At 69.9% G+C, this 25153-nt stretch carries 20 protein-coding genes; 15 read left to right on the top strand and 5 right to left on the bottom strand.

Going from position 1 to position 25153, the window contains the following annotated elements:
* Nucleotides 1-79: 79 nt before the first annotated feature.
* The 3 genes from AB0O24_RS00990 to AB0O24_RS00980 all read right to left on the bottom strand — a co-directional run bounded on the left by AB0O24_RS00990 (nt 80) and on the right by AB0O24_RS00980 (nt 6462).
* Entirely contained in the window at nt 80-4522 is a 4443-nt protein-coding gene (locus tag AB0O24_RS00990) for a cadherin-like beta sandwich domain-containing protein (protein ID WP_363371885.1), read from the bottom strand.
* 111 nt (nt 4523-4633) lie between these two features.
* Nucleotides 4634-5710: a DUF916 domain-containing protein gene (locus tag AB0O24_RS00985; protein WP_275796866.1), complete on the bottom strand. Its 1077-nt coding sequence runs from the start codon at nt 5708-5710 to the stop codon at nt 4634-4636.
* A gap of 86 nt (nt 5711-5796) precedes the next feature.
* The gene (locus AB0O24_RS00980) at nt 5797-6462 is read right to left on the bottom strand and encodes a hypothetical protein (RefSeq protein ID WP_307385753.1); all 666 of its coding nucleotides are present in this window, start codon (nt 6460-6462) and stop codon (nt 5797-5799) included.
* Nucleotides 6463-6758: 296 nt separating this feature from the next.
* On the opposite strand from AB0O24_RS00980, the gene AB0O24_RS00975 reads away from it, so the two are divergent.
* The 3 genes from AB0O24_RS00975 to AB0O24_RS00965 are packed head-to-tail and all read left to right on the top strand — an operon-like array spanning nt 6759 to nt 8693.
* Complete coding sequence (locus tag AB0O24_RS00975; RefSeq protein WP_363371882.1) at nt 6759-7415, top strand: TRIC cation channel family protein; 657 nt, start codon at nt 6759-6761, stop codon at nt 7413-7415.
* Entirely contained in the window at nt 7412-8062 is a 651-nt protein-coding gene (locus tag AB0O24_RS00970; protein WP_363371879.1) for a TRIC cation channel family protein, read from the top strand. The genes AB0O24_RS00975 and AB0O24_RS00970 overlap by 4 nt, the downstream gene beginning before the upstream one ends.
* A 31-nt stretch (nt 8063-8093) precedes the next feature.
* Nucleotides 8094-8693 carry a gamma carbonic anhydrase family protein gene (locus tag AB0O24_RS00965; protein ID WP_363371876.1) on the top strand — a complete coding sequence of 200 codons (600 nt, stop codon included), beginning with the start codon at nt 8094-8096 and terminating at the stop codon, nt 8691-8693.
* A 178-nt stretch (nt 8694-8871) separates the two neighbouring features.
* Here the strand turns inward: AB0O24_RS00965 and AB0O24_RS00960 are convergent, their stop codons facing one another.
* Nucleotides 8872-11544: a phosphoenolpyruvate carboxylase gene (locus AB0O24_RS00960; RefSeq protein ID WP_275797876.1), complete on the bottom strand. Its 2673-nt coding sequence runs from the start codon at nt 11542-11544 to the stop codon at nt 8872-8874.
* A 285-nt stretch (nt 11545-11829) separates the two neighbouring features.
* Here AB0O24_RS00960 and AB0O24_RS00955 point away from each other — a divergent pair, with 285 nt between their 5' ends.
* Nucleotides 11830-12429, top strand: a complete 600-nt coding sequence (locus AB0O24_RS00955) for a MazG family protein (RefSeq protein ID WP_275797880.1) — start codon at nt 11830-11832, stop codon at nt 12427-12429.
* An 82-nt stretch (nt 12430-12511) separates the two neighbouring features.
* A complete protein-coding gene (hisS, locus tag AB0O24_RS00950; protein ID WP_275797878.1) occupies nt 12512-13759 on the top strand; it encodes a histidine--tRNA ligase in 1248 nt (415 codons plus the stop codon).
* Between the two features lie 185 nt (nt 13760-13944).
* Here the strand turns inward: hisS and AB0O24_RS00945 are convergent, their stop codons facing one another.
* Nucleotides 13945-14802, bottom strand: a complete 858-nt coding sequence (locus tag AB0O24_RS00945) for a helix-turn-helix transcriptional regulator (RefSeq protein ID WP_363371872.1) — start codon at nt 14800-14802, stop codon at nt 13945-13947.
* A gap of 126 nt (nt 14803-14928) precedes the next feature.
* Here AB0O24_RS00945 and AB0O24_RS00940 point away from each other — a divergent pair, with 126 nt between their 5' ends.
* From AB0O24_RS00940 to AB0O24_RS00895, 10 genes are all read left to right on the top strand, one after another.
* On the top strand, nt 14929-16374 hold the full coding sequence (locus tag AB0O24_RS00940) for an MFS transporter (protein WP_363371869.1): 1446 nt from the start codon (nt 14929-14931) through the stop codon (nt 16372-16374).
* A gap of 85 nt (nt 16375-16459) precedes the next feature.
* Nucleotides 16460-17272, top strand: a complete 813-nt coding sequence (locus AB0O24_RS00935) for an SGNH/GDSL hydrolase family protein (protein WP_363371866.1) — start codon at nt 16460-16462, stop codon at nt 17270-17272.
* Between the two features lie 207 nt (nt 17273-17479).
* Nucleotides 17480-18271, top strand: a complete 792-nt coding sequence (locus AB0O24_RS00930; protein WP_307385762.1) for a cytochrome c oxidase assembly protein — start codon at nt 17480-17482, stop codon at nt 18269-18271.
* A 31-nt stretch (nt 18272-18302) separates the two neighbouring features.
* Nucleotides 18303-18980 carry an O-methyltransferase gene (locus tag AB0O24_RS00925; protein WP_363371863.1) on the top strand — a complete coding sequence of 226 codons (678 nt, stop codon included), beginning with the start codon at nt 18303-18305 and terminating at the stop codon, nt 18978-18980.
* Between the two features lie 247 nt (nt 18981-19227).
* Nucleotides 19228-20508, top strand: a complete 1281-nt coding sequence (gene eno / locus AB0O24_RS00920; protein ID WP_058597836.1) for a phosphopyruvate hydratase — start codon at nt 19228-19230, stop codon at nt 20506-20508.
* 183 nt (nt 20509-20691) lie between these two features.
* Nucleotides 20692-21360 carry a septum formation initiator family protein gene (locus AB0O24_RS00915; RefSeq protein WP_275800008.1) on the top strand — a complete coding sequence of 223 codons (669 nt, stop codon included), beginning with the start codon at nt 20692-20694 and terminating at the stop codon, nt 21358-21360.
* A 259-nt stretch (nt 21361-21619) separates the two neighbouring features.
* Complete coding sequence (locus tag AB0O24_RS00910) at nt 21620-22138, top strand: DUF501 domain-containing protein (RefSeq protein ID WP_363371860.1); 519 nt, start codon at nt 21620-21622, stop codon at nt 22136-22138.
* Nucleotides 22135-23436 (top strand): S8 family serine peptidase, encoded by a 1302-nt coding sequence (locus tag AB0O24_RS00905; protein ID WP_363371858.1) that lies wholly within the window; start codon nt 22135-22137, stop codon nt 23434-23436. Before AB0O24_RS00910 ends, AB0O24_RS00905 begins: the two co-directional genes overlap by 4 nt.
* Nucleotides 23433-24830, top strand: a complete 1398-nt coding sequence (locus AB0O24_RS00900; protein WP_275800003.1) for an FAD-dependent oxidoreductase — start codon at nt 23433-23435, stop codon at nt 24828-24830. Before AB0O24_RS00905 ends, AB0O24_RS00900 begins: the two co-directional genes overlap by 4 nt.
* Nucleotides 24831-24937: 107 nt before the next feature.
* The coding region (locus tag AB0O24_RS00895) for a hypothetical protein (protein ID WP_363371853.1) at nt 24938-25153 on the top strand (216 nt) is incomplete at its 3' end.

Genomic DNA, 25153 nt, shown 5'->3' with positions numbered 1-25153 from the left:
GTGCGCGCGCACCCGTCCGGTGGCGGGTGTGGTGACGCGGCCGGCTGGTGGTCAGCCGGCCGCGTCGTTGGGGTGGGTGTTAGTTGCAGGTGCGGGTGGTGTAGGGGGCGGTGGTGGTGGCGGTGGTGGGTGTTCCGTCGATGGTGGCGGTGACGGTGGCGGTGGCTGTGCCGGCGGTGATGGTTTTGCTTCGCGTGGTGTAGGCGAAGCTGGTGCTCTTGCCGGCGGCGAGGGCGGTGGTGGTGCGTGTTCCCCAGGGGGTGGCGACGGTGGTGTCGACGGTGCGGGAACTGGTGTTGGTGACGGTGACGGTGAGGACGACCTTTCCGCTGACGCATCGCGAGGAGGCGGTTGCTTGGGCGCTGAGGGTGGGGGTGGGTGCCTGGGGGACCACGTCCACGGTGTATTGGGTGGTGGTGGTGTGGTCTTGGGCGAGGGTGTTCAGGGTGAGACGGGTGGTCGTGCCCTGGGTGAGGGGGAGGGTGCGTGGTTTGGTGTCGTCGATGAGGATGTCTCCGACTTTGACCAGGCCGCTGGGGGTGGTGGGGTCGGCGTCGAAGGTGACGCTGGTGGTGCCGGCGGGGACGGTGAGCGTGTAGGCCTTGGTCGTGCCGGTGAAGGTCGGGCTGAGGGTGCCGGTGGTGAAGGTCAGTTTGGAGAGGTTCGCGTCGGTGGCGTAGGTGGTAGTGCGGGCCGTGGTGAGGCCGTAGATTCCGCCGACGTAGCTGCCGGAGCCGTCGGCGGTGAAGCGGACGGTGACGACGGGAATTTTGTTCCCCTTGGCGTCGAGGACGTATTTGCCGGCGGCGTCTTTTTTGTAGCTGTCGGTGGTGGCGATGTTCTGCAGGATCGACGCGGGGATCTCGTCCCACTGGGTGTAGAAGGAGTTGCCCTGGGCGTTGGTGATCTTCTCGGTTTTCAGCTTGGTGCCGTTGAGGAGCACGTCGAAGCTGCGGCCGTTGTCGCCGCCGTTGTAGCGCACGCCGAGGTAGTTCTTGGGTGCGGTGGGGTCGACGTTCATCTCCAGCTGGAAGTACGATCCGACGGAGCGTTCGGCGTCGCGGTAGGCCTGTCCGGCCCAGCTGCCGGAGTTGGAGCGGACGGTTTTGAGGTTGCGGGCGGCTTCTTCGCTGCTGTTGCCGAGTGCGGAGAACGCGTCGATGTTCACCTCCGTGTCGCGCAGCGCCTTCTTGTCGTCCAGGATGCGCTGCTGCGCCGCCGCCGAATCCACCGGCTCCGACCCGTCCGAGAACGACAGGGCGCTGAATCGAGCGGTCGAGGTGCCCAGTTCGCCCGAGTTGCCCGCGCGACCGGCGCTGGACTGTACGACACCCGCATCGAGGTTCTCATCGGCACCGACGAGCGGGGCCTGGCCGAGGGTGGTGTAGTTCGTGCCGTCGGTCGAGTACGAGGCGGTGACGATGTTCTTGTTCCGCGTCAGCTTGACCCACAGCGGGCGAGCGGTCGTCTGAACCGCAGCGGCCTGCGAGTCGATGGCGCCATCGCCGTCCTTGTCGTAGCGCAGCGCGATCCAGTTGGGCTCGATGGCGAGGTGCGCGTATCCGGTGGACTTGTCCGCCGACGCGGCATCGGCCATCTTGCTCAGGTCGTTGCGCACCGACAGGCCCGCGCGATACCAGCCCGTGTTGCCGCCCTCGAACTTCGCGGTGATCGACCCGGTGGGCGTCAAGACGTCGCTCTTGTAGACGGAGGTGTACTCGTCACCCCCGCCGCCGATGTCGCGGCCCTTGTTCTGCAGCGCGATCACGTCGCCCGTCTGCACGGCTTGGTTCTCGGCGTACAGCGAGGGCGCGGCCGTGGTCAGTCCGGCGGCCACTCGACCGCCGAGGGCGACCGCGAGCGACTTCGACACCGTCTCGCGGCTGGTGCCGGTGAACTCCTGGCGGGTCATCGTCGCGTTGGCAGACACCGTTCCACTGGTGACGGCGTCGGCGCCGGTGATCTTCCAGGTGGCCGTGGCGGTGACGCCCGGCTCGAGGCTGGTCGGGGCGGTTGTGAGGGGGGTCAGCGAGACCTTGTCGGATCCGCTCACCTGTACGGCGATGTCGCTGAGGGGGGTCGAGCCGAAGTTGGCGACGGTGGCGGTGAGGATCTGCGATCCGGAGGTGTCACGGGCGATCGAGAGGTCGAGACCGCGCGATTGGCCGATCCAGTCACCGGGCTTGCGGTACTGCGGCGAGATGCCCGCCTCGGCGATCACCTTCTGAGCCGCCAGGGGGTACTCGTTGATGCCCAACTGCGACCTCGTGGTGATGCGGTTGTTGTAGTACTCGCCGTTGGCGTCGCATTCACCGGAGTTCGCGCACCACGGACCTGCGTTGATACCGCCGCCGAGCCACCAGGTGCCGTCGATCGTGTTGTCGCGCGTCGAGTTTCCGACGTTATCGGCCGGGGTGCCCTGGTTCTCATTGAACCCGTTCGCGAACGCCTGGTAATACGTGCCGTCGAGGGCGTTGTTCTTGGCCGTCAGGTAGCGGGTGCCTTCGTCGAAGTAGAGCTTGGTGCCGTCCCCGCCGCGCAGGTAGTTGCTGTCCCAGCTGCTGCCGGGTGCCGCGCCGAGGTGGTAGAGGACGCCGCCGTCGTTACCCTCCTTCTTGAAGTCCCACATGACGTTCTTGGCCACGTGCATGTTCTTCGCGATGGTGGGGTTGTTCTCCGCGAAGCGGGGCCAGAAGATGTACGAGCCGCGACCCTGGTAGACGGCGTTGCCGCCGGCATCCGGAACACCCCAACCCCAGCCGGTGTCGACGACGTCGTAGGGGCCGTTGGTGAGTTCGTTGTTCGAGATCTCGGCACCGTCGATGTAGGTCGCCAGCACCGCCGAGGATTCGAAGTAGTCCTGGCCCATCTTGGTGATGCGGTTGTTGGTGATCGAGAGGGAACGGTTCGCCTGCGCGTCGGTTGCCGGACGGGCGGCGGCGAGCGTGGTGCCGCCCGCGACGACGGCCGAGCCGGCGATGTCGTTGAACGTGTTGCCCACGACCGAGACGTTCTGGGCTCCGAGGCCGACCCCGGAGGAGTTCGCCTCTTCGTTCATGCCGATCCCGAGGCCCTTCGAGCCGAGGTGGGTGAACTCGTTCAGGGTGAACGACACGGACTTCGCCGCCGACACCTGGATGCTTGCGGGCGTCTGCTGGAACATGTTGCGGTTCGACTCGAACACGAAGCAGTCGATCGCGTAGGTGCCCTGCGCGCACTCCTTCTTCTGCGCGTCGGGGTGCGCGGCGTTCCACGCCGCGAGCTGCGTCGAGTTCAGCGGCATGGTCGGGTAGTCCCGCAGCCGGATGAGACGGGTCAGGTCGTTCGTGGCGACCGGGCTGTTGTCATCCAGGTATCGATACGCGTTGAACGCGTCGCGCTTGATGAGGCGCACAAGTGGTGCCTGATCCTTGGTGGGGTCGAAGGTGCGCTGATCCGAGGTGGGCAGGTCCTTCGTGGTGGGGTCGGTCAGTGCGTAGAGGTATCCGCGCAGGACCGCGCCGTTCTGCTGGCTCGCGTAGCCGTCGTCGCTGTTCGCTGCCGTGTCGCTGGAGTACTGGAACGACAGTCCGGAGAAGGTCAGGTTGGACACCGGTGCCGACGCCGAGTCGCCACTGATGCTCATCAGCGATGTCACCTGCGGGGCGACGATCGAGAGGCTGTTGGGGTTCACTCCGGATGCCGGCTTGTACGACAGCTTCTTGGCTTCGGTGTCGTAGTACCACTCGTTGTCCTCGTCGACGAACGCGAGGGCATTGCGCAGCGAGAAGGCGGGGGAGTGCAGGGGCTTGTTGACGGTGTCCCAGCCCCAGGTCTGGTTGTCCCACGACGGCTGGCGCATGGTGACGACGTTGTTCGAGATCGACTGGAAGGGGGCGAACCGGTCGGTGAACGAGGCCCGGCTGCGCAGTTCGATGCGCTTCTGCGCAGCGGGCGACAGGGCGGTCAGCTTGGCCCAGGCCGCGCCGACGTCACCGGCGGAGACGTAGGCCGGGTCGACGGTGAGGCCCGTGCGAGAGAAGCTGAACTTGTTGTAGTCCACCCACATGCGCGACCGCAGCGCCTGCGCGCCGTTGACGTAGAGCTGGCGGAAGTCGATGGCCGAGTCGAGCGGGGCTTCCCAGATGCCGTTTCCGTCGGTGTCGGTCCATCCGGTGACCGCCTTCCCGCCGGAGAGGACCGGTTTGGCGCCGTCCGCCGCCTTCCACGTCACGGTGTTGCCGTTCTGGCCCCCGTCGGCGGTGCGAAAGGTGAGCGCCTGAGACAGCGGATACACGCCATCGGCCAGAACGACCGTGACGTTCGACGAGGAGTTCGCCCCGCGCACGGCTTCCTGCGCTCGGGTGAGCGTCTTGAACGCGGATCCGGAGCTCGTTCCGTTCGCCGAGTCGCTGCCGGACGGCGAGACGTAGAACGTCGTCGTGGTGGCGGCCGTTGCCGGGGCGGCAGCGACGAGCCCGACTGTGGTGAGCGCTGAGACGACGGACAGAGCGGTGATGACACGTAGTGCGCGTTTCGGCACGGTGACTCCTCTTTGAGTGCGTGGGGCGTCCGTGGGGACGCGAGAACATCGGGGTGGGATGGGGTGGGAAACGGGGACGTCGTCGTTCGGCTCAGCCGCCGCGCCGGCTCCTCAGCGGTTGCGCGCGCGCAGCTTCGAGCTGTCCCAGGCGACCGGGTCGGCTTTCTTTCGTTCCTCCTCTCGTGCGGCGGCGACGGCGCGGCGCAACCGCTGCTTCGCGCGCAGGCGGTCCCAGGCGATCGCGCCCGCGATCAACAGGACGGCGAGCAGGATGAGCAGGTGCGGCCAGGGCACCGCCGCGGCGACGAACGACTCGTGTGCCGGAGACACCTGCAGCCCGTCGCCCTCGGGTGCCGAGACCCGGGGGGAGACGCTCACCTCGCCCGGGACGACGAACACGGGCCAGACCTGGCCGATGGTCAGCGTGACGCGCCGCTCGGCCCCCGGCAGCAGCTCCAGCGGAGCCTCACCGGGCGCGGGCGCGAAGTCGGCGGACTGCCCGAGAGAGGTGGTGGCGGTCGCATCGACGATCAGTCGGATGTTCCCGGTGTTGCGCACGACGAAGCTGGCGTCGAGAGACCCGGGCTCCAGCGGGTTCCAGGCGGTGCGATACCCGGTGTCCACCTCGCTGACGGTGTACGCGGGGGTGAGCTGGCCCGTCACCCGGGTCAGGACCCGGAAACCGACGCGGCTTTCCACCCCGATGCTGTTGCCGCTGTCGTCCGTTCCCGTCGACGACACGGATGCCGCGATGCCGGCCGCGTGATCGCCGGGTGTCGCTGTGCTCGGGACCGTCAGCGTGAACGGGACGTCCACCGTCGCCCCGGCACCCACGGTCACCGTGCGCGCGACGTCGATCCAGGTGCCGGAATCGACGGACGTCGCCCCCGTCGGCAGCATGTTGAATCGCCCGCGCTCGTTGGTGTAGCCGTCCGCCGCCGTGATCGCGAAGGTGACGGGTGTCTGCGAGAAGTTGCTCACCTGGAAGGTGTCCGAGCCGGTCTCGCCCGGATCGAGGGTGAGATCGACCCGGGCGCGCGGGGAACCGTCCGACGCGGGGACCGGGCGCACCGCCCAGGTCGTGTCGTCGGACGTGGTCGAGGCCGCTGCCGGAGGGGCCCACGCCACGACGAAGACGAACGTGAGCAGGACCCAGAGAAGGGAGTGCGGAGACCGTCGTATCGGCATCTCGAATCCTTAGGGGACGTGCCAGGGCAGCGCTCACCGGCCGGGCGCGCGCAGCGTGCCGCGCCGACCGGTGAGCGTCGCCGGGATCACTCGAAGAGCGAGATGGTCAGGGTCGAGGTGTACGAGCCGGCGGCGACCGTCTGGGGGGTCTTGAGCTTGAGCGTCGCGGTGGCCGTCCACGCGGTGCCCTTGGCTCGAGCCTCCGCCGACGACGTCGCGATCGCGAACAGTTCCTTGTCCTTCAGGCCGACGTTGTTGTTGTTGGCGGGGTTGTTGGTCGGGTCGTCGAGAGCGGGAACGGTCCCGTCCCCGGGAGCGACGGTGCCATCACTGTCCGTGGTGACGTCGGGCGTCCATCCGAGGTTCTCGGGACCGATGACGTCGGTGCTTCCGGCCTTGGTGAACGCGCTTGCCTGGCCCTCGACATACCAGGCGGTCGGGATGACGTTGCCGTCCGAGTCCGTCGTGTCCGCGGGGATCTGCGAGGGGTCGCGCGTGTCGTTGACCGTCACGGTGGGCAGGGTTCCCCAGAACTCTCGGGTCTCGGCATTACCGTCGTCGACCTCGGTCAGTGAGGTGCTGTCACCGTCGACGGTGAGGGTCAATGCCCCGGTGCTGACGGGAGCGATGTCGACGTTCACAGCCACTCCGTGGTCCTCTTCGACCGCGAATGCGGCGGATGCGACGCCGCTCAGGAGCAGACAACCGACTCCCGCAGCAGCGACGCGGATTCCGACGGCAGACTTCTTCATTTCTTCCTCTCGATGGGGAACGGCCACGGGGCCACGGGCGGGCGCTGACCGGGCTTCGTGCGGCGCGCACCGAACAGGCCATGGTGTCGGGAACGTATCGGCGGGAATTCGACTTTGAATCACCCTGATCGGTGTCGGAGACGCACCGAAAACGTTCATCAGACGTATGACCTATTACGAGAAAGCTAGCGCACACCAGCGCGTCGTGTCGAGTGCGAAAAATCGGCAGCCGAAACCTTCGTTGCGGGGCCGGAGCTACCGCTCCGTCGACCGCGCGACGCTGCCAGGATGAGCACATGACCAATGCCGCGATCGCCGGCCGAGGCTCGACTCGACCGTCCGTCGGGACTCGTGCCTTCGACGCCCTCGACATCGCAGCGACGGCGCTGTTCGGACTCGAGGGCGCTGCGGCTGCGGCCCACGCCGGCTTCGACCTGCTCGGTGTGGTGGTGGTCGGGCTCATCGTGGCGCTCGCGGGCGGTGTTCTCCGAGACGTCCTTCTCGGTGACCTCCCGCCCGCCGCCCTGCGAACCCCCAGTCGTATCGTCGCGGGACTGGCCGGTGCGCTCGTCGCGTTCGTCTTCATCGAGATCGTCGATGCGTTCCCGGTTCTGCCCCTGCAGATCCTGGATGCCATCGGCCTCGCGCTCTTCGCCGTCACCGGCGCGCAGAAGGCGTGGGCCTCCGGCGCGAACCTCTGGGTCGTGACGATCCTCGGAACCCTCGCGGCGACCGGCGGTGGTGTCATCCGCGACGTCCTGCTGGCGCGGACCCCTTACGTCTTGTCCGAGAGCATCTACGGCACAGCCGCTGCGGCGGGCGCGGTGGTGACCGGCATCCTGCTCGCTGCGACAGGACGCCTGCGTCTGGCCCTCGGGGCCGGCTTCGCCGTGGCGCTCGCGCTCCGGCTCGGTGCGGTCGTCTGGGGCTGGTCCCTGCCGAGGATCGCGTGACGCTCACGGTCCGCGTGTCCGGCACCGCGGTGCGCCCTCTCCCGGGGCGCCCCTCGCTCGGCGCGCGGGCGTTCGCGGCCTTGGACATCGTCGCCACCGGGGTCCGCGGCGTCGAGGGCGCAGCGCTCGCCGCCCACGCCGGCTTCGACCTGCTCGGCGTTCTCGTGGTCGGGTTCGTCGCGGCCGTCGTCGGCGGGATGCTGCGCGACGTGCTCCTGGGCGATCTGCCCCCGGCCGCTCTGCGTTCCTCGAGTCGCATCATCGTTGCCCTGGCGGCGTCCGGGGCCACGTTCGCGCTGTTGAAACTCGTCGACGAAGTCCCTCCGACGGTGCTGCTCACGCTCGACGGCGTCGGGCTCGCCCTGTTCGCGGTGATCGGTGCACAGAAAGCCTCGGCGCACGGCGCGAGCCTGTGGGTGGTCGTCGTGGTCGGGGTGGTCGCCGCGACGGGCGGGGGAGTCGTCCGCGACGTGCTCCTCGGGCATACGCCCGTGCTCCTCACCCAGAGCGTCTACGGCGGGGCTGCTGCGCTCGGGGCTCTGGCCACCGGCATCCTGCTCGTCACCACCCGACGTGCGCACCTGTCGATCGTGGTCGGATTCGTCCTCGCGTTCGGTCTCCGCGAGGGGGTGCTGCTGATCGGCTGACGTCGGCGGGCCGCGGGTCTACGCTGACCGCATGCGCTTCGCTCACCTCGGGGCCGAGCCCCGCATCCATGCCGACGCGGTCGTTGCTCCGACGGCCGTCGTCAGCGGCGACGTCACGATCGGTCCCGGATGCCAGGTCCTCCACGGTGCCGTTCTCACCTCCGAGGGCAGTCCCATCGTGTTGGGCGAGAACGTCATCGTGATGGAGAACGCGCTCGTGCGTGCCAGTTCGACGCACCCCGTGCATGTGGGTGCGCACACCCTGGTCGGGCCGATGGCGAGTGTCGCCGGTGCGGATGTGGGCGAAGAGGTGTTCCTCGCCACGGGGACGCGTGTGTTCAACGGAGCCGAGATCGGCGACCGCAGCGAGGTCCGTATCAACGCGGTCGTGCACCTGCGGACCGTCCTCCCCGCCGAGACCGTCGTGCCGATCGGGTGGGTCGCCGTCGGCGAACCGGTGCAACTGCTCTCGCCGGACCGTCACGACGAGATCTGGGCCGCGCAGAAGGAACTCGACTTCCCCGGGTACGTCTTCGGCCTCGACCGCGAGACCCCCGACCTGATGGTGCAGCTGACCGCGCGGTACGGCCGCAGCCTCGCGCGCCACGCCGCCGACCGCGCCCTCGACTGAGTCCACGCCCGGCTCGGGTGTGCCGTCCCGCGGAGTTCGTGGGCGACACGCCGGTTCGGGGGTGGTCGGGGCGGCGTGTCATGGCCGAACTCCGCCTGACGGCACGTGCCCGCCTCGCACGGCGGCGCGCCGACCCCCGCGAGGGGAGCCGGCGCGCCGAGGATCGAACGGATGCCGCTCAGCCGGTGTTCTGCAGACCCGCCGCCACACCGCTCACCGACAGCAGCAGCAGGCGCTGGTGCTCGGCATCCGGGGTCCCGGACTCGGTCGAGGCGTCGCGGAGCGCGCGCAGCGCGCGCAACTGCAGCAGAGACAGGGCGTCGACGTACGGGCTGCGCATCTTCACCGCGCGCTGCAGCACCGGCTTGTTGCCGAGCAGCTCACCGCCCGTGATGCGCTCGACCCACGAGCGGGTGAGGAGCATCTCGTCCATCACGAGCTGAGCGAGGTCGTCGCGGTCGCCGAGCGCGAGGTAACGGCGGGCGATGCGCTCGTCGGCCTTCGCGAGGCTCATCGCGACGTTGTCGATCATCGTGCGGAACAGGGGCCACTGCTCGTATGCATCGCGGAGGCGCTGCTCGTCACCGACCGCGTCGAGTGCGGTCCCGAGGCCGAACCATCCGGCGAGGTTGATGCGGGCCTGCGTCCACGAGAACACCCACGGGATGGCGCGCAGGTCTTCGAGCGATTCGACCGACAGGCCGCGACGCGCGGGACGGGAGCCGAGCGCGAGATGACCCAGCTCCTCCATCGGGGTGACCGTGGCGAACCACGGCGCGAAGCCCGGAGCCTTCACGAGGGCGAAGAAGCGCTCGCGCGAAGCGACGTCCATGGTCTGGGCGACGTCGGCGAATGCCTCGGCGGCCCCGCGGTTACGGCGCTCGATCGAGGGAGAGGATGCCGTGAGCACGGCCGCCGCGACCTGGTCGATGTGGCGCATGGCGATGTCGGGATCGCCGTAGCGGGCGAAGATGACCTCGCCCTGCTCGGTGAGCTTGAAGCGTCCGTCGACCGAGTGCGGCGGCTGCGCGAGGATCGCCGAGTTGGCGGGTCCACCGCCGCGCCCGAGGGCACCGCCGCGGCCGTGGAAGAGCGTGAGCTCGATGCCCTCGGCCTCGGCCCACGTCGAGATCTTGGCCTGGGCTTCGTAGAGGGCGAGGTTCGCGGCGACCGGCCCGACGTCCTTCGACGAATCGGAGTAGCCGAGCATGACCTCGAGGCGTCGGCCGGTGGCATCCAGTCGGCTGACGAAGGAGGGGTGCGTGACGATCTCGGCCAGGATGCCCGGGGCCGCCTGCAGGTCGGCGAACGTCTCGAAAAGCGGGATGACGTCGAGCACGGGGAGGGCCTCGCCCGGGCCCATCGCGTAGGAGGCGAGCTCGTGGACGTTCGCGAGGTCTTCGGCTGACTGCGTGAACGACACGATGTAGCGGCCGGCGGCGCGGGGGCCGAAGCGCTCCTGCACGTAGGCGATCGAGCGGAAGACCTCGAGCACCTCGTCGGTCTGCTCGCTGCGCTCCCCACCCGCTCGCAGATCGTCGAGCACCTTCCGGTGGACGGCGGAGTGCTGGCGAACCTCGAGCTCGGTCAGATGGAAGCCGTACGTCTCGACCTGCCAGACCAGACGCTGGAGCGCGCCGTATGCCTGCCGTGCGGCGCCCGCGGCGACGAGCGAGTCCTGCACGACGCGCAGGTCGGCGAGAAGGTGCTCGGGGTCGCGGTACGCGAGGTCGGCGTTGCGCGTGCGGGTCGCGGCGATCTTGCGCGCGAGGAGCAGCATGATGCGCCGGTGCGGCTCGTCCGGAGACCGCTCGGCGATCTCCTTGGCCGCGTCCTCGTCGGCGGCGCGCAGACGGTGCCACAGGGCGACCAGTGCGTCGCTGGGCGGCGTGGTCTCGGCATCCAGGGTGAGACCACGCCCCACGCGCTGCGTCGTGCGCTCGAGGCCGAGGAGCACGTGCTCGCTCGCGATCGCGGCGGCCTTGCGGGTGACGGATGCCGTGACGAACGGGTTGCCGTCACGGTCGCCGCCGACCCACGATCCGACGCGAACGAACGGCTTCACGATCGGAGCGCGCGATCCGGCGTTCTCGCCCTGCAGGATGTCGTCGATGCGGCGGTACACGCGCGGGACCGCGGTGTAGAGGGTCTCGTCGAACACCGACATGACCGAACGGACCTCGTCGACCGGCGATGGCTTCTCGCGGCGCAGGGGAGCGGTGCGCCAGAGCGTGTCGATCTCCTCGAGCATGCGCCGCTCGGCACGGCGGCTCTCGGTGCCGCCCTCGGCCGCGGCGTCGTGCTCCGATAGCAGTTCCGACAGACGACGGATGCTGGTCGAGATCGCGCGGCGGCGAGCCTCGGTGGGGTGCGCCGTGAAGACGGGGTGGAAGCGCAGGGCCTGCAGGCGGGCGAGGGCGGTGTCGGCGCCCACCTCTTCCGACAGGCGTTCGAACGCCGAGGCGATCGTGTCGGGCGTACCCGAACGCGACGGGCGGTCACCACGCTCACGCAGGATGCGCACGCGCTGGTGCTCCTCGACGAGATTGACGAGGTGGAAGTACGCCGTGAAGGCGCGGGCCACCTCGTCGGCCCGCTCGATCGAGAAGCCGTCGGCGATCGCCGCGGCCCGCTCGAACGCCTCGGGCGTCTCGTCGGTGTAGGCCTGGATCGTCGCCGTGCGCAGCCGCTCGACGTCGTCGTACAGTCCGGGGGAGCCGCTCTCCTGAAGCACACGGCCCAAGAGCGATCCGAGCAGGCGCACATCGGCACGCATCTGTTCGGGCAGCTCCTGGCCGGCCTCGAAGCGGCCCACGAGGTCGATGGCCTCGGTCGGGGTCAGTTCTCGCACACGCCCCAGATTATCGGCGTCCCGTGTCGAGCAGATGACGCGCGGACACAGTGGTACACGTCCGATCCGTCGCCGCCGTGCCGAACTCCGGACTTTTCGCCGCTCGTCGCGCGGATGCCGCGGGATTCTGCGGTCGCTGCCGCGCGGCATCCGAGATCTTCCGGAGTTCGGTCCGTTCTCGGTCCGCCGCGCGTTCGAGCGGGGCATACTCGGGACAGCGGCGTCTTCGCCGCCGAGGAGGGAGGCGCCGTGACCGACGACGCACTGCGACAGGCCGCCGGCACCATGCGAACCGTGCGCGAGCGCTGCGCGTGGACGCGGACCATCGATCACCGCGACCTCGTGCCGTACCTCGTGGAGGAGAGCGCCGAGGTCATCGACGCCGTCGAGACCGGCACGCGCGCCGACCTGCGCGAAGAGCTGGGCGATCTGCTCTGGCAGGTGCTCTTCCACGCCGAGATCGCCGCGGGCGACCCCGACGACCCCTTCGACATCGACGACGTCGCGCGCGGGCTGACCGAGAAGATGGTGCGGCGGCATCCTCACGTGTTCGCGGACGCCGTGGCATCCACTCCCGAAGAGGTGCTCGTGCACTGGAACGCGGCAAAAGCCGCAGAGAAGCACGACCGCACCAGCGTGCTGGACGGTGTCAGCGATCACATGCCGTCACTCGCGCTGGCGCAGAAGGTGATCGGCAAGGCGGCTCAGGTGGGGGTCTCCGCACCGCATCATCGCCTCGCCGACCCCGCCTCCGAAGCCGAGCTCGGCGACGCCCTGCTGACGTTGGTGCAACTCGCCCGCGATCGCGGGTGGGATGCCGAGCGCGCCCTGCGCGAGCGCCTCCGGAGCCTGCGCGCCGAGGTGCGCGCCGCCGAGCAGTCCTGACTCTCCCCGGGCTCGCGCGCAACGGGCACCCGCCCAACCCTGGAACAATGGACCAGTGGCATCCGTGAACCCGCCGCGCGGCATGCGCGACTTCCTCCCCGCTGACAAGGCCCGCCGCGAGCGCGTGCTCGCCGTCATCCGCGAGCGCTACCGCGCCCACGGATTCGATGAGATCGAGACCCCCGTCATGGAGGACTACGACCGCCTGCACGCGGGCCTCGGCGGCGACAACGAGAAGCTGTCGTTCAGCATCCTTAAGCGCGGAATGGATGCCGAGGCGATCCGCGCCGTGGCCGACGATCCCGCCGCCCTCACCGATCTCGGCCTGCGCTACGACCTCACCGTCCCGCTCGCGCGGTTCTACGCGACGAACCGCGCTCAGCTGCCGACGGTGTTCCGCGCGATCCAGATGGCGCCCGTCTGGCGGGCTGAGCGGCCGCAGAAGGGACGCTACCGCCAGTTCCTGCAGTGCGACATCGACATCATCGGCGACGCCTCGGCCCGCGCCGAAGCCGAGCTGATGACCGCGAGCCTCGACGTGCTCGACCACCTGGGTCTCGAGGGCGGCTCCATCCGCGTGAACGATCGGCGTGTGCTCGACGCGATGCTCGACGTGTTCGGCTTCGTCGTCGACGAGCGTCCGGGCGTGCTCATCACGATCGACAAGCTCGACAAGATCGGGCCGTCCGGCGTCATCGCCGAGCTGCGCGATCGCGGTGCGACCGCGGACACCGTCGATGCTCTCGCGGCCTACCTCGACCGCCCCGCGAGCACCCGGTCGTTCGACGAGGCCGGTATCCGCGCGGCCTTGCCCGACGGCATCCCGGACCAGGTCATCGCGCACCTCGTCGCGCTCGGCGAGACGGTGGCTGCCGCCCGGGGCGCCGACGCCCCTCTCGTTTTCGACCCCTTCCTCGTTCGCGGCATGGGCTACTACACCGGCACGATCTTCGAACTCGCCCACCCGGGCGTCGATTACTCGCTCGGCGGTGGCGGTCGCTACGACGGCATGATCGGGCGCTTCCTCGGACAGGACGTCCCGGCCGTCGGGTTCTCGATCGGATTCGAGCGCATCGTCGATCTGCTGCAGGATGCCGCGGACACCGGCGAGCGATCCGTCGTCCTCGTGCACGACCGAGATGTGCCGCTCACCACGCTGCTCGCGCTGAAGACGGCGTTGATCGCCCAGGGCGCGCGCGTGCGCATCGAGCAGCGGGCGAAGAACATGAAGGCCCTGCTCGAGCGATCCGCCGCCGACGGGTATGCGTCGTTCGCGAGCGTCGGGGTGGATACCACGGCCGAGTCTCTGGAGCTTCGCCCACTGAACTGAGAGCGCGCGGGGCCGCTGCGCGCGCCTCGCTCGTGAGGTCCCTGAGCTCGTCGAAGGGACCGGCCCTCGCGGGTCCCGGTGGCTTCGACAAGCTCAGCCACCTCTCGCGCGGCTCCGCGTCGGTACGGGGGCTGGCGACGAGCTCAGCCACCTTTCGCGCAGCTCCGCGTCGGCGAGGGACGCGGCTAAGCGACCGCGCTGATCAACGCCTCCGTCGGGTTCTCGGCCGCGAGGCGATCCAGACGCGCCGCGGTGTCGGCATCCCGGGGCGAGAACCAGACCACGCGAGAGCCGAGGCCGTCGTCGATCCACAGGCTCGACATCTCGAGGTTCAGTTCGCCGACCCGCGCGTGCACGAGGTGCTTGACGGCATTGCGCTCGCCGCCCACGTCGCCCAGGCGCCAGAGCTCGGCGAACCGCGGCGACTCCTCTTCGAGCTCGGCGACGAAGCGCTGCCAGGACGGCTCCTCGTGGTGTCGCCCGTACGCTGCGCGCAGGCGCGCGGCGATCCGCCGTTGGGCGTGGTCGAGGTCGACGTGCGCGTGTTGCCACACGGAGTCGGTGAACAGCAGCACGGCGCAATTGCGTCGCTCGGCGGGCATCTCGTCGAGGTCGTCGAACAGGTAGCGGTACGAGCGGTTGTACGCGCGGATATCGAAGCGAGCGGTCTGGACCGCCGCGGGGTAGGGGAGCAGCTTCTCGAGCAGATCGAGATGCGTTGCTCCCACGCAGAGGCGCGCCCCTCGATCGGGTACGGGGAGGTCCGCGAGGGCGAACAGGTGGTCGCGCTCGTCGGCGCTCAGGCGGAGCGCTCGCGCGATGGCCGCGACGACCTGCCCGGACGCGGCGATCGGTCGGCCCTGCTCGAGCCAGGTGTACCAGGTGAGCCCGACACCGGCGAGCTGCGCGACTTCTTCACGGCGGAGACCGGCGACACGGCGTCGCGTGCCCTCGGGCAGCCCCACGTCTGCGGGGCGAAGACGCGCGCGCCTACTGCGCAGGAACCCCGCGAACTCGGCGCGGACATCATCGGATCGGGTCACGGCATCGCTCCTTCTCCGGCGATCATAGGGCGGTCCTCCGACACTCGACCGCCGCAGGGGAGTGGTGCCAGTACCAGGATGAGTGCACTCCTGGTACCAGGATGCCGCGGTCTCCATGCTGGCACCATGACCACCTCCACACACCCGCCCACCGGCACGGCCCCCGTGCCGATCCGTCCGGGAGCCTTCGCCGATGTCCCCACCTGGCGCTACCTCGGGTTCCTTCTCGGGCCGGGCGTGGGGACGTTCGCCTTCAACGCGGTCACCGTGATCCTGCCGACGCTGCGCGAGCGCTTCGGGGCGGGTGATGTGGCTCTCGAGCTCGTGATCGCGGGTTACGGCATCCCCTTCGCGGTCCTCCTCATCCTCGGCGGACGGCTCGGCGACCGCTTCGGGCGGCATCGCCTGTATGTCGTCGGCATGGGACTCTTCCTCGTCTCGGCGATCGCGTGCGCGCTCGCCCCCTCGATCGAGACGTTGATCGCCGCCCGGATCGTGCAGGGCGTGGGCGCGGCCCTCTGCACACCGCAGGTCCTCGCCACGATCCAGGCCACCTCGCAGGGAGCCGCACGCACCCGCGCGATCGCCGCGTTCGGGGCGAGCGGCGGGATCGGTGCCGCCGTCGGCCAGGTCGCCGGAGGGGCGCTCGCCGCGCTGTCGTTCGGTCCGGTCGAGGGATGGCGCGCGGTGTTCGTCGTCGTCGCGCTGATCGCCGTCGCGGCGATCACGTTCGCTCCGCTCGCGCCCCGGTCGCGCGCCCACGAGATCGTTGCGATCGACCTCGCCGGCACCGCGGCGCTGGGGCTCGGCATCCTGGCCGCTTCCCTGGCCCTGACCTTCGGCCCGGCGTGGAACTGGTCGTGGCCGGTCGGTGTCGCCCTCGTCATCGCGGCGGTGTCGCTCGTGGCGATGTGGAAGCACCAGAACGCGATCGAACGCTCCGGGCGGGTGCCGCTCCTGCCGCCGAGCGTCCTGCGCCTTCGGCCCCTGCAGCTCGGCCTGATCGCGGCCGGCCTCTTCTTCGCCGGATACTCGGCCCTGCTCTACGTCTTCCCGCGCGCGGTCGAGGCGGGCGGACTGACGTCGCTGCAGGCCGGCCTGACTCTGCTGCCGTTCGCCGTCGTCTTCGCGGGCGTCTCGCTCGCCGTGGCGCGTATCCAGAGCCGGCTCGGCGACTCCACGCTGATCCTCGGCGTCTCGCTGCAGATCGTCGCCCTGGTCGCGATGGCCATGACTCTCGCGCTCGCGTGGGGGAGTGAGATCGGGTTGTGGCTGCAGCCTTCGCTCCTCGTGCTCGGCGCCGGTCAAGCGCTGATCTTCTCTCCCCTCACGCAGCTCGTGGTGCGCGAGGTCCCCGTCGAGGCGGCCGGGCTGTCGGGCGGAATGTTCAGCACCGCCCAGCAACTGGCTCTGTCGTTCGGCGTCATCGTGATCGGAGGTGTCATCGCCCTGACCGGGGTCGCCGGCCGGGCTGAGCTGCTCGCGGGTCTCGGCCTCGACATCGCGCTCGCCGTCGCTGTCCTCGCGCTGGCGGTGGCCCTGCGTGCGCGGAGCCGCCGCGCGGCGGTGTGAGCCGTCCGGATGCCGGGAGCCCGCCGTCGCCCTCCCGTCACGGCGCGGCCACCCGGCGTTCACCGTGGGCCGGTGTCATCGGAGGATGCGCACGCGTCGACCGGTGACCCTGGCCGCGGCCTCCGTCGTGGCGCTCGCCGGGGCGGGGGCGGTCGGTCTGCGGACCCTCCTCATCCGCCAGGCGGCGGTTGCCCGCCGCCGCATCGGTAAACCGCTCGGTGAGCAGGCGCTCGACGCCGACCGCGTGTGGCGCCGGAAGAAGCATCCCGGCGAGCCGGTCGAGCTGTTGCTGCTCGGCGACTCGATCGCTGCGGGTCTCGGCGCCGCCCACCGGCGCGACACGCTCGGTGCACGCCTCGCGAAGGGGATCGCGTGGCACGCGGGTCGGCCGGTGCGGCTGCGCACGGCGGCGGTGGTGGGGTCGGAGACGTCCGCTCTCGCCGCCCAGGTCGCGTCGCTTCCCGCGGAGTACGTGCCGGACGCGGCGGTCATCGTCGTCGGCGGTAACGACGTCACCCACCGCATCCCCGCGGCACGCTCGGCGGATCAGCTGGCCGACGTCGTCCGTGAGCTGCGGGAGCGCGGCGTGCCCGTGGTGGTCGGTACGTGCCCTGACCTGGGGACGCTGCGCGCGATTCCGCAACCCCTGCGTGCGCTGGCCGCGCGCTCGTCGAGGCAGTTGGCGTCGGCGCAGGCTGCGGCGGTCCACGGCGCCGGAGGGCGCGTCGTCGCGCTCGCTCAGGCCGTGGGGCCGATGTTCGCCGAGCGCCCCGACGAGATGTTCAGCATCGACCGCTTCCACCCCAGCGCACTCGGCTACCGCCGCACGGCCGACGCGTTGCTCCCCGCGGTGCTCGCCGCGCTGGCCGAACCGGCGCACCCCGGGCGAAACTCCTGATCGTCCCGCTCTCGCGCCGTCCCGACCCCCGGGTTCACGCTGCGAGGCGTCGCGAGAGCTCGCGAAACTCAGGAGTTTCGCACGACCCCGGGCCGGGCCGCTCCTCGGCCGATCCATAGGTCGCGGCCCTACTTTTTCCCCACGCCTCCCATCGATGTCTTCCTCAGCACCTGGCGCGCCGATCCGATCACGCTCGGCGTGCTCTTCGTGGCATCCGTCGCCTATCTCCTCGGCGTCCGCCGCGTGCGTCGCCGGGGCGAGCCGTGGCCGGTCCGCCGTACGATCGGCTTCTTCGCGCTCGGGTTGCTTCCGTACGCCGTCATCGAGCTCGGCTTCCTCGGCGTGTACTCCGCGGACCTGCGCTGGGCGTTCTCCACGCGCATCGCGCTGCTGATCTTCGCCGTGCCCGCGGGGATCGCCGCCGGTCGTCCTCTCGACCTCGTCCCTTCCGCCCTCCGCGAGCGTGTTCTCGCCTCCCGGGTCACCCGCATCTTCGGCAACGCGATGGTCGCCACCGTCGTCATCGCGGCGGTGTTCTGCCTCTTCCTCACGCCGGTGGCCGGCATCCTGCGCGTCAATCCCGTAGTCGAGGCCTCCCTCGGCATCGTCGTGCCCCTCGTCGGGCTCGCCATGGTGCTGCCGATGATGGCCCTGGGCGCTGTGCACACGGGAACCTTCATCGCGATCGAGTTCCTGCTCGCGTTCGTCGAGCTGCTGATCGACTCGGTTCCGGGCTTGCTCATGCGGCTCAACGACAATGTGCTGGATCTGATCCCGGATGCCACGCGCGCGGTGTCGTGGTGGCCGTCGACGCTGCACGATCAGCACCTGGCCGGCGACTGGATCTGGTTCATCGCCGAGTTCGCCGACGTCCCGATCCTCGTGATCCTCATGATCCGGTGGATGCGCAGCGACCGCGTCGAGGCGAAGAGCTTCGACGACCTCTCCGACGAGGAGTACGACGAGATGACCCGCGCTCACCTGCGCGGCGAGCGTTGACCCGCGCTCTCCTCGCCGACAGGCTGGGGGAGTGCCCACCCACGAAGACGTCGACGCGTTCCTGACCGACACCCTGGTCGGTGACGACCCCGTTCTGGATGCCGTGCTCCAGACGCAGCACGACGGTGGCCTTCCGTCGATCGAGGTCGCCCCCGTCAACGCCAAGTTCCTTCACCTGCTGACCCGCATTGCGGGCGCGCGGCGGGTGCTGGAGGTCGGCACGCTCGGCGGCTACTCGAGCATCTGGTTCGCCCGGGCGGTCGGGGCGGGAGGACGCGTCGTCACGATCGAGGCCGAGCCCGCCAACGCGGAGATCGCGCGCGCGAACCTCCATCGCGCCGGGGTCTCCGACCGGGTCGAGGTGCGCGTCGGTCGCGGGGCCGACGTCCTCCCCACCCTGGAGGGCGAGGAGCCCTTCGACCTCGTCTTCATCGACGCCGACAAGGAGTCGAACACCGTCTACCTCGACTGGGCGGCGCGGCTCGGGCGCCCCGGCACCGTCGTCGTGCTCGACAACGTCGTGCGCGGGGGAGAGGTGGCCGACGCGGACACCCCCGATTCCAAGGTGCAGGGCGCCCGCGCGGGCCTGCTGATGCTGGGGCAGGATCCGCGGTTCGACGCCACCGCCCTGCAGACGCTCGACCGCAAGGGCTGGGACGGGGTGGCGGTGGCGATCGTGGTGGACCCGGTGGCAGCGGCCGGAGCCTGAGGAGGTCCCTTCGCGCGGTGAGGTCCCTGAGCGCGGTGAGGTCCCTGCGCGCGGAGAGGTCCCTGAGCGCGGAGAGGTCCCTGAGCCTGTCGAAGGGACCGGGCGCACGCGCTCACCGGTGGCTTCGACAGGCTCAGCCACCTCGTGCACGACCCGACCGCACGCCCGCCGAACGACATCACTAGACTCGACTGCGGACCGACGACGCTCCGCCCTCTTCCACCCAAGAACCAACGAGGAGTCCTTCGTGGCACTTATCGAGGCTGTCAACGCGCGCGAGATCCTGGATTCGCGCGGTAACCCGACCGTCGAGGTGGAGGTGCTCCTCGACGACGGCATCGTCCAGCGTGCGGCCGTTCCGTCCGGCGCGTCCACCGGTGCCTTCGAGGCCTACGAGCTGCGCGACGGTGACAAGAGCCGTTACGGCGGCAAGGGCGTGCTCAAGGCGGTCGCCGCGGTCGTCGACGAGCTCGGCCCGGCCATCGAGGGTGTCGAGGCCAGCGAGCAGCGCATCATCGACGAGATCCTCATCGAGACCGACGGCACCGAGAACAAGTCGCGCACCGGCGCCAACGCCATCCTCGGCGTGTCGCTCGCCGTCGCCAAGGCCGCCGCCGACAGCGCCGACCTCCCCCTGTTCCGCTACCTCGGCGGCCCGAACGCGCACCTGCTGCCCGTGCCGCTGTTCAACGTCATCAACGGCGGCGAGCACGCCGACAACGGCATCGACTTCCAGGAGTTCTTCCTCGCGCCCATCGGTGCCGACACCTACGGCGAGTCCCTCCGCTGGGGCACCGAGGTCTACCACGTCCTCAAGGGCGAGCTGAAGTCCGCCGGCTACAACACCGGCCTCGGCGACGAGGGTGGCTTCGCCCCCGACCTGCCCAGCAACCGCGAGGGTCTCGACTTCCTCATCCGCGCGATCGAGAAGGCCGGCTTCACCCCCGGCAAGGACATCGCGGTCGGCCTCGACGTCGCTGCCACCGAGTTCTACAAGGACGGCGTCTACACCGTCGAGGGCAAGGAGTGGAGCGTCGACACCCTGGTCGACTACTTCGCCGACCTCGTCGCGAACTTCCCGATCGTCACGATCGAGGACGCGCTCGCCGAAGACGACTGGGACGGCTGGAAGAAGCTGACGGATGCCATCGGCTCCAAGGTCCAGCTCGTCGGCGACGACCTCTTCGTCACCAACCCCAAGCGACTGAAGCAGGGCATCGACCTGGGCGTCGCGAACTCGCTCCTGGTGAAGGTCAACCAGATCGGCACGCTGTCCGAGACCCTGGATGCCATCGCCCTGGCGACCCGTTCCGGCTACACCTCGATGCTGTCGCACCGCTCGGGTGAGACCGAGGACACCACGATCGCCGACCTCGCCGTCGCCGTGAACGCCGGCCAGATCAAGACCGGTGCTCCCGCGCGCAGCGAGCGCGTCGCGAAGTACAACCAGCTGCTCCGCATCGAGGAAGACCTCGGCGACGCCGCCGTCTTCGCCGGCCGCTCGGCGTTCCCCCGCTTCAAGGGCTGAGCGTCTGACATCGTGAGGAGGGGGAGCCACGAGGCTCCCCCTCCTTCGTCGTTTCCGGGATTCTCGCGTGTTCGCTGAGACCCTCGACCGTCCGCGGCGCGTCCCCGGGGCGCCGCGAACGGGCGTCGTAGACTCGGCTCGGCCCGTTCGAGGAACACGCGGGCGAGGACGAGAGGGGATGCCGTGGACCGACCGACACTGCCTCCCCGGGGCTCGGCATCCGAAGGTCCTTCGGGCGCGAAGGGCAAGGCGGCTTCGGGCAGGGGTGCGAAGCCCAAGGGCGCGAAGACGCCCGCCGCGAAGACCGCTAGGACCAAAGCCCCCGTCGCAAAACCGCAGCCCGCTTCGCCGAAGCGTCCGGTCGCCGCGCAGCGCCGGGTCGACGTGCGGGGCTGGCTCGGCGGCATCCGCGTGTCGGGTTTCGTCGTCATCATGCTCGGCCTCGTGGTTCTCGGAACCTTCGTGCTCGTCCCGACGGTCGGGACGTACATGGATCAGCGTCAGCAGATCCAGGCGCTGAAGAGCGCGGTGGCTCTGAGCCAGTCCCAGGTCGCCGACCTTCAGGCCCAACGCGAGCGGTGGTCGGACCCGGCCTACATCACGACCCAAGCGCGCGAGCGGTTGTACTACACGATGCCCGGCGAGGTCGTGTACCTCATCGACGACGATTTGCCCGCCTCGACCGCGCTGCAGGAGCAGCCCGACGTGAGTGAGGACGTCGGGCAGACCCGTACCGACTGGATGTCGCAGTTCATGCGGTCGCTCACGTCCGCGGGCGCCGCTCAGGTGGTCGTCCCGACCGTCGGTGTTCCCGACCCGACGCCTGCCCCCGCCTCGACGCCCGCGCCCTGAGCGGGGCCTTCCCCGGCCGCGGCGTGACGTTCGGACGCGGCGCTCCGCCCTGTCGAGTGTTCGCCCGTGCGGGTGACGTCGTCACGCATAAACGCTCTTTGCTCACATAAACGCGAGCGCAGCGTGTTTCTGTGAGCGAATGGCGTTTATGGAGCGCGCAGGCGGGCCGCACCGCTGCCCGCACCGCCTCGACCGCGCCGAACCACCGCCCGCACCGCTCTCCCGCAGGCCGGCAACACCGCCGGGTACCCTGGAAGCGATGACTCCTCCGCAGCTTCCCCCCGCCTCCGACGCCGACCTCGCCGTTCTGCAGACGCAGCTCGGCCGTGTGCCGCGTGGCGTCGTCGGCATTGCGGCGCGCTGTGTCTGCGGCAACCCCACGGTGGTCGCGACATCTCCCCGGCTCGACGACGGCAGCCCGTTCCCCACCTTCTACTACCTGACGCATCCCGCTGCGACGGCCGCGATGTCGGTACTCGAGGCCGGGCACGTCATGAAGGAGTTCCAGGACGAGCTCGCCGAGGACGACGACCTGCGCACCGCGTACCTCGCCGCGCACGAGGCGTATCTGCGCGACCGAGCGGCGTACGGCGAGCCCGACGAGATCGCGGGGATCTCCGCCGGCGGGATGCCGACGCGCGTCAAGTGTCTGCACGCTCTGGCCGGCCATTCCCTCGCCGCCGGTCCCGGCGTCAACCCGATCGGCGACCGCGCTCTCGCCCGCGGCACCTGGTCTCCCGAGCGGTGCGTCTGCGAGACACCCGGAGCCGGAGGATGAGACGCGTCGTCGCCGCGGCGGCATCCCTCGTCCTCGCGGTGATGCTCAGCGGGGCGACGACCGCTCCCGTGCCCGAAGACCCCACCGACAGCGTCCGCGCCTCGGAGTACTGGCTCGATCAGTACGGCATCCGGGATGCGTGGAAGACCACCCGCGGTGCGGGGCAGACGATCGCCATCATCGACACGGGAATCGGACGCGGGCCGACCGAGTTCAACGGTGCCGTCGCCGGCGGAACCGACGTGTCGGGGGCCGGCTCGTCCGATGGCCGCACTCCGGTCGGCGCGGTGGACTCGAACCACGGCAGCTGGGTCGCCTCTCTCGCGGCTTCTCGGGGAACCGGGAACGGCCGCGGGATGATCGGTGTCGCCCCCGAGGCGGAACTGCTGTCGATCTCGATCGGGTTCGGGGCCTCGGCATCCGTTCCCTTCACCGAACAGATCGCGAAGGCCATGCGGTGGGCCGTCGACAATGGAGCGACCGTCATCAACCTGTCGCTCACGACGAACACTCTCGACTGGGATCCCAGCTGGGACGACGCCTTCATGTACGCGTTCGACCATGACGTGGTCGTCGTCGTCGCCGCCGGCAACCGGGGAAGCGGCACCGACCGCGTGGGCGCCCCCGCGACCATCCCCGGTGTGCTCGCCGTGGGTGGCGTCGACCCGTCCGGACGCGCGAGCAGCGACGCGTCCACCCAGGGCATCACGATCGGCATCTCGGCTCCGAGCGAGCGCCTCCTGGGCGTGTCGGCAGACGGAACGCTCGCGCAATGGAACGGCACGAGCGGCGCAGCGCCGATCGTGGCGGGCATCGCCGCTCTCGTGCGTGCCGCGCATCCGGGAATGGATGCCAACAACGTCCTGAACCGTCTCATCTCCACCGCGAAGCCGGCTCCGGGCACCTCACCCGGACTCGACCTCCTTTACGGCTACGGTCTCGTCGACGCATCCCGTGCCGTCACGGCGGACGTCGACTCGGTGTCGGAGAACCCGCTCGGCAGTCTCGAGGACTGGATCCGCGTCTACCGCCGCGCCGACAGCGAGCCGAGTCCGACGCCCACGTCGGCGCCCGTCTCGATCCCGCCGCTCCCGCCGATCGAGGGGCCGCCCTCGGCGAGTTCGCCTCTGCTCCCGTCGCGCGATACCGTGCTGTACGGGTCGCTGCCGCTCGCGGGTGCCACGCTCGCCGCTATAATGATTGCGCTCGGCGTCAGTGCTGCTGCCCGGCGAATTCGAAAGGCGCGCATTCATCGCGAGCCGAGCCGCACCACAAACCAGGAGTCTCTCCCATCGTGACCAGCACCGTGCCCAGGATCCTCATTGTCGGCGGAGGCTACGCGGGTTTCTACACCGCGTGGAAGCTCGAGAAGCTGCTCAGCCGCGGCGAGGCCGAGGTCACCATCGTCGACCCGCTGCCCTACATGACCTACCAGCCGTTCCTCCCCGAGGTCGCGGCCGGTGAGATCGAGCCGCGCCACGTCGTCGTCGGCCTCCGTCGCCACCTCAAGCGCACCACGGTCATCGCGGGCAAGGTCACGGGCATCAACCACGCGACCAAGACGGCGACGATCACCCCCATCGCGGGCGACGAGACCTGGCAGCACGAGTACGACCAGATCGTCGTGACCGCCGGTGCCGTCTCGCGCACGTTCCCGATCCCGGGTATCGCCGAGAACGCGATCGGCCTCAAGACGATCGAAGAAGCCGTCGCGATCCGCGACCGCCTCACCTCGAACTTCGACAAGGCGTCGGTGCTCCCCGCCGGCCCCGAGCGTGACCGCCTGCTGACCGTCGTCGTCGTCGGCGGCGGCTTCGCCGGCATCGAGGTCTTCGCCGAGCTGCGTGCCTACGCGTCGTCGCTGCTGAAGTCCTACCCCCAGCTGTCGTTCGACGACACGCACTTCCACCTCATCGAGGCCATGGGCCGCATCATGCCCGAGGTGTCGCAGAAGACGAGCGAGTGGGTGCTCGCCGACCTCGCGAAGAAGGGTGCCTTCGTGCACCTCGACACGCAGGTCAAGGGTGCCGTCGACGGCATCATCGAGCTCTCCACGGGCGAGCAGCTGCCGAGCGACCTCATCATCTGGACGGCCGGTGTCATGGCGAACCCCACCGTCGTTCGTGGCAGCGACCTCCCCGTCGAGGAGCGCGGTCGCATCCGCACCCGCCCCGACCTGCGCGTCGGCACTGACGAAGAGTTCGTCGAGGGGGCCTGGGCCGCTGGTGACGTTTCGGCCGTTCCCGACCTCTCGGGCGGCGGCGTCGGTGGCTTCTGCGTGCCGAACGCTCAGCACGCCGTCCGCCAGGGCAAGCTCATGGCGAAGAACATCGTGGCGGTGCTGCGCGGCGAGGAGCCCAAGCAGTACTTCCACAAGAACCTCGGTGCCGTCGCCGGTCTCGGTCTCTACAACGGTGCCTTCCAGTCGGGCAAGATCGCTCTGACCGGCTTCATCGCCTGGCTCGCCCACCGTGGTTACCACGGCCTGGCCATGCCGACGTGGGAGCGCAAGTTCCGCGTGATCGGCGACTGGGTGCAGAACTTCGTCCACGGTCGCGAGATCGTCAACCTCGAGGCCGTGCAGAACCCGCGCGCGACCTTTGAGGAGTTCGCGGCTCGCCCGCGTCCCGCGGCTCCCGCCGCCGAGGCGCCCACGGCCGAGAAGAAGCCCGAGCCCGTCGCGGCGAAGTAAGCTTCCGCGTTCCGAGACCCCCGTGCCCTCTCTGGGTGCGGGGGTCTCGTCGTTCCCGGATGCCACGGCGCCGACGCCACGGCATCGGGTGCCGTCGTGCGGAGTTGATGATCGACTCGCTGTCCGGGTCGTCGTGTGGCGGCGTGTCGGGTGCGGACTCCGCCGGACGGTACGGCGGTGCCGTGGGGGTCTGGGTGGTTCCGGATGCCGCGGCACCGGTGCGGTGGCATCGGGTGCCGTCGTGCGGAGTTGATGATCGACTCGCTGTCCGGGTCGTCGTGTGGCGGCGTGTCGGGTGCGGACTCCGCCGGACGGTACGGCGG

It is taken from the genome of Microbacterium sp. NPDC086615 (assembly GCF_040686055.1).
Lineage (GTDB): Bacteria > Actinomycetota > Actinomycetes > Actinomycetales > Microbacteriaceae > Microbacterium.
Note: the sequence above shows the minus strand (reverse complement) of the source record. Positions and strands in the feature narration are given on the sequence as shown.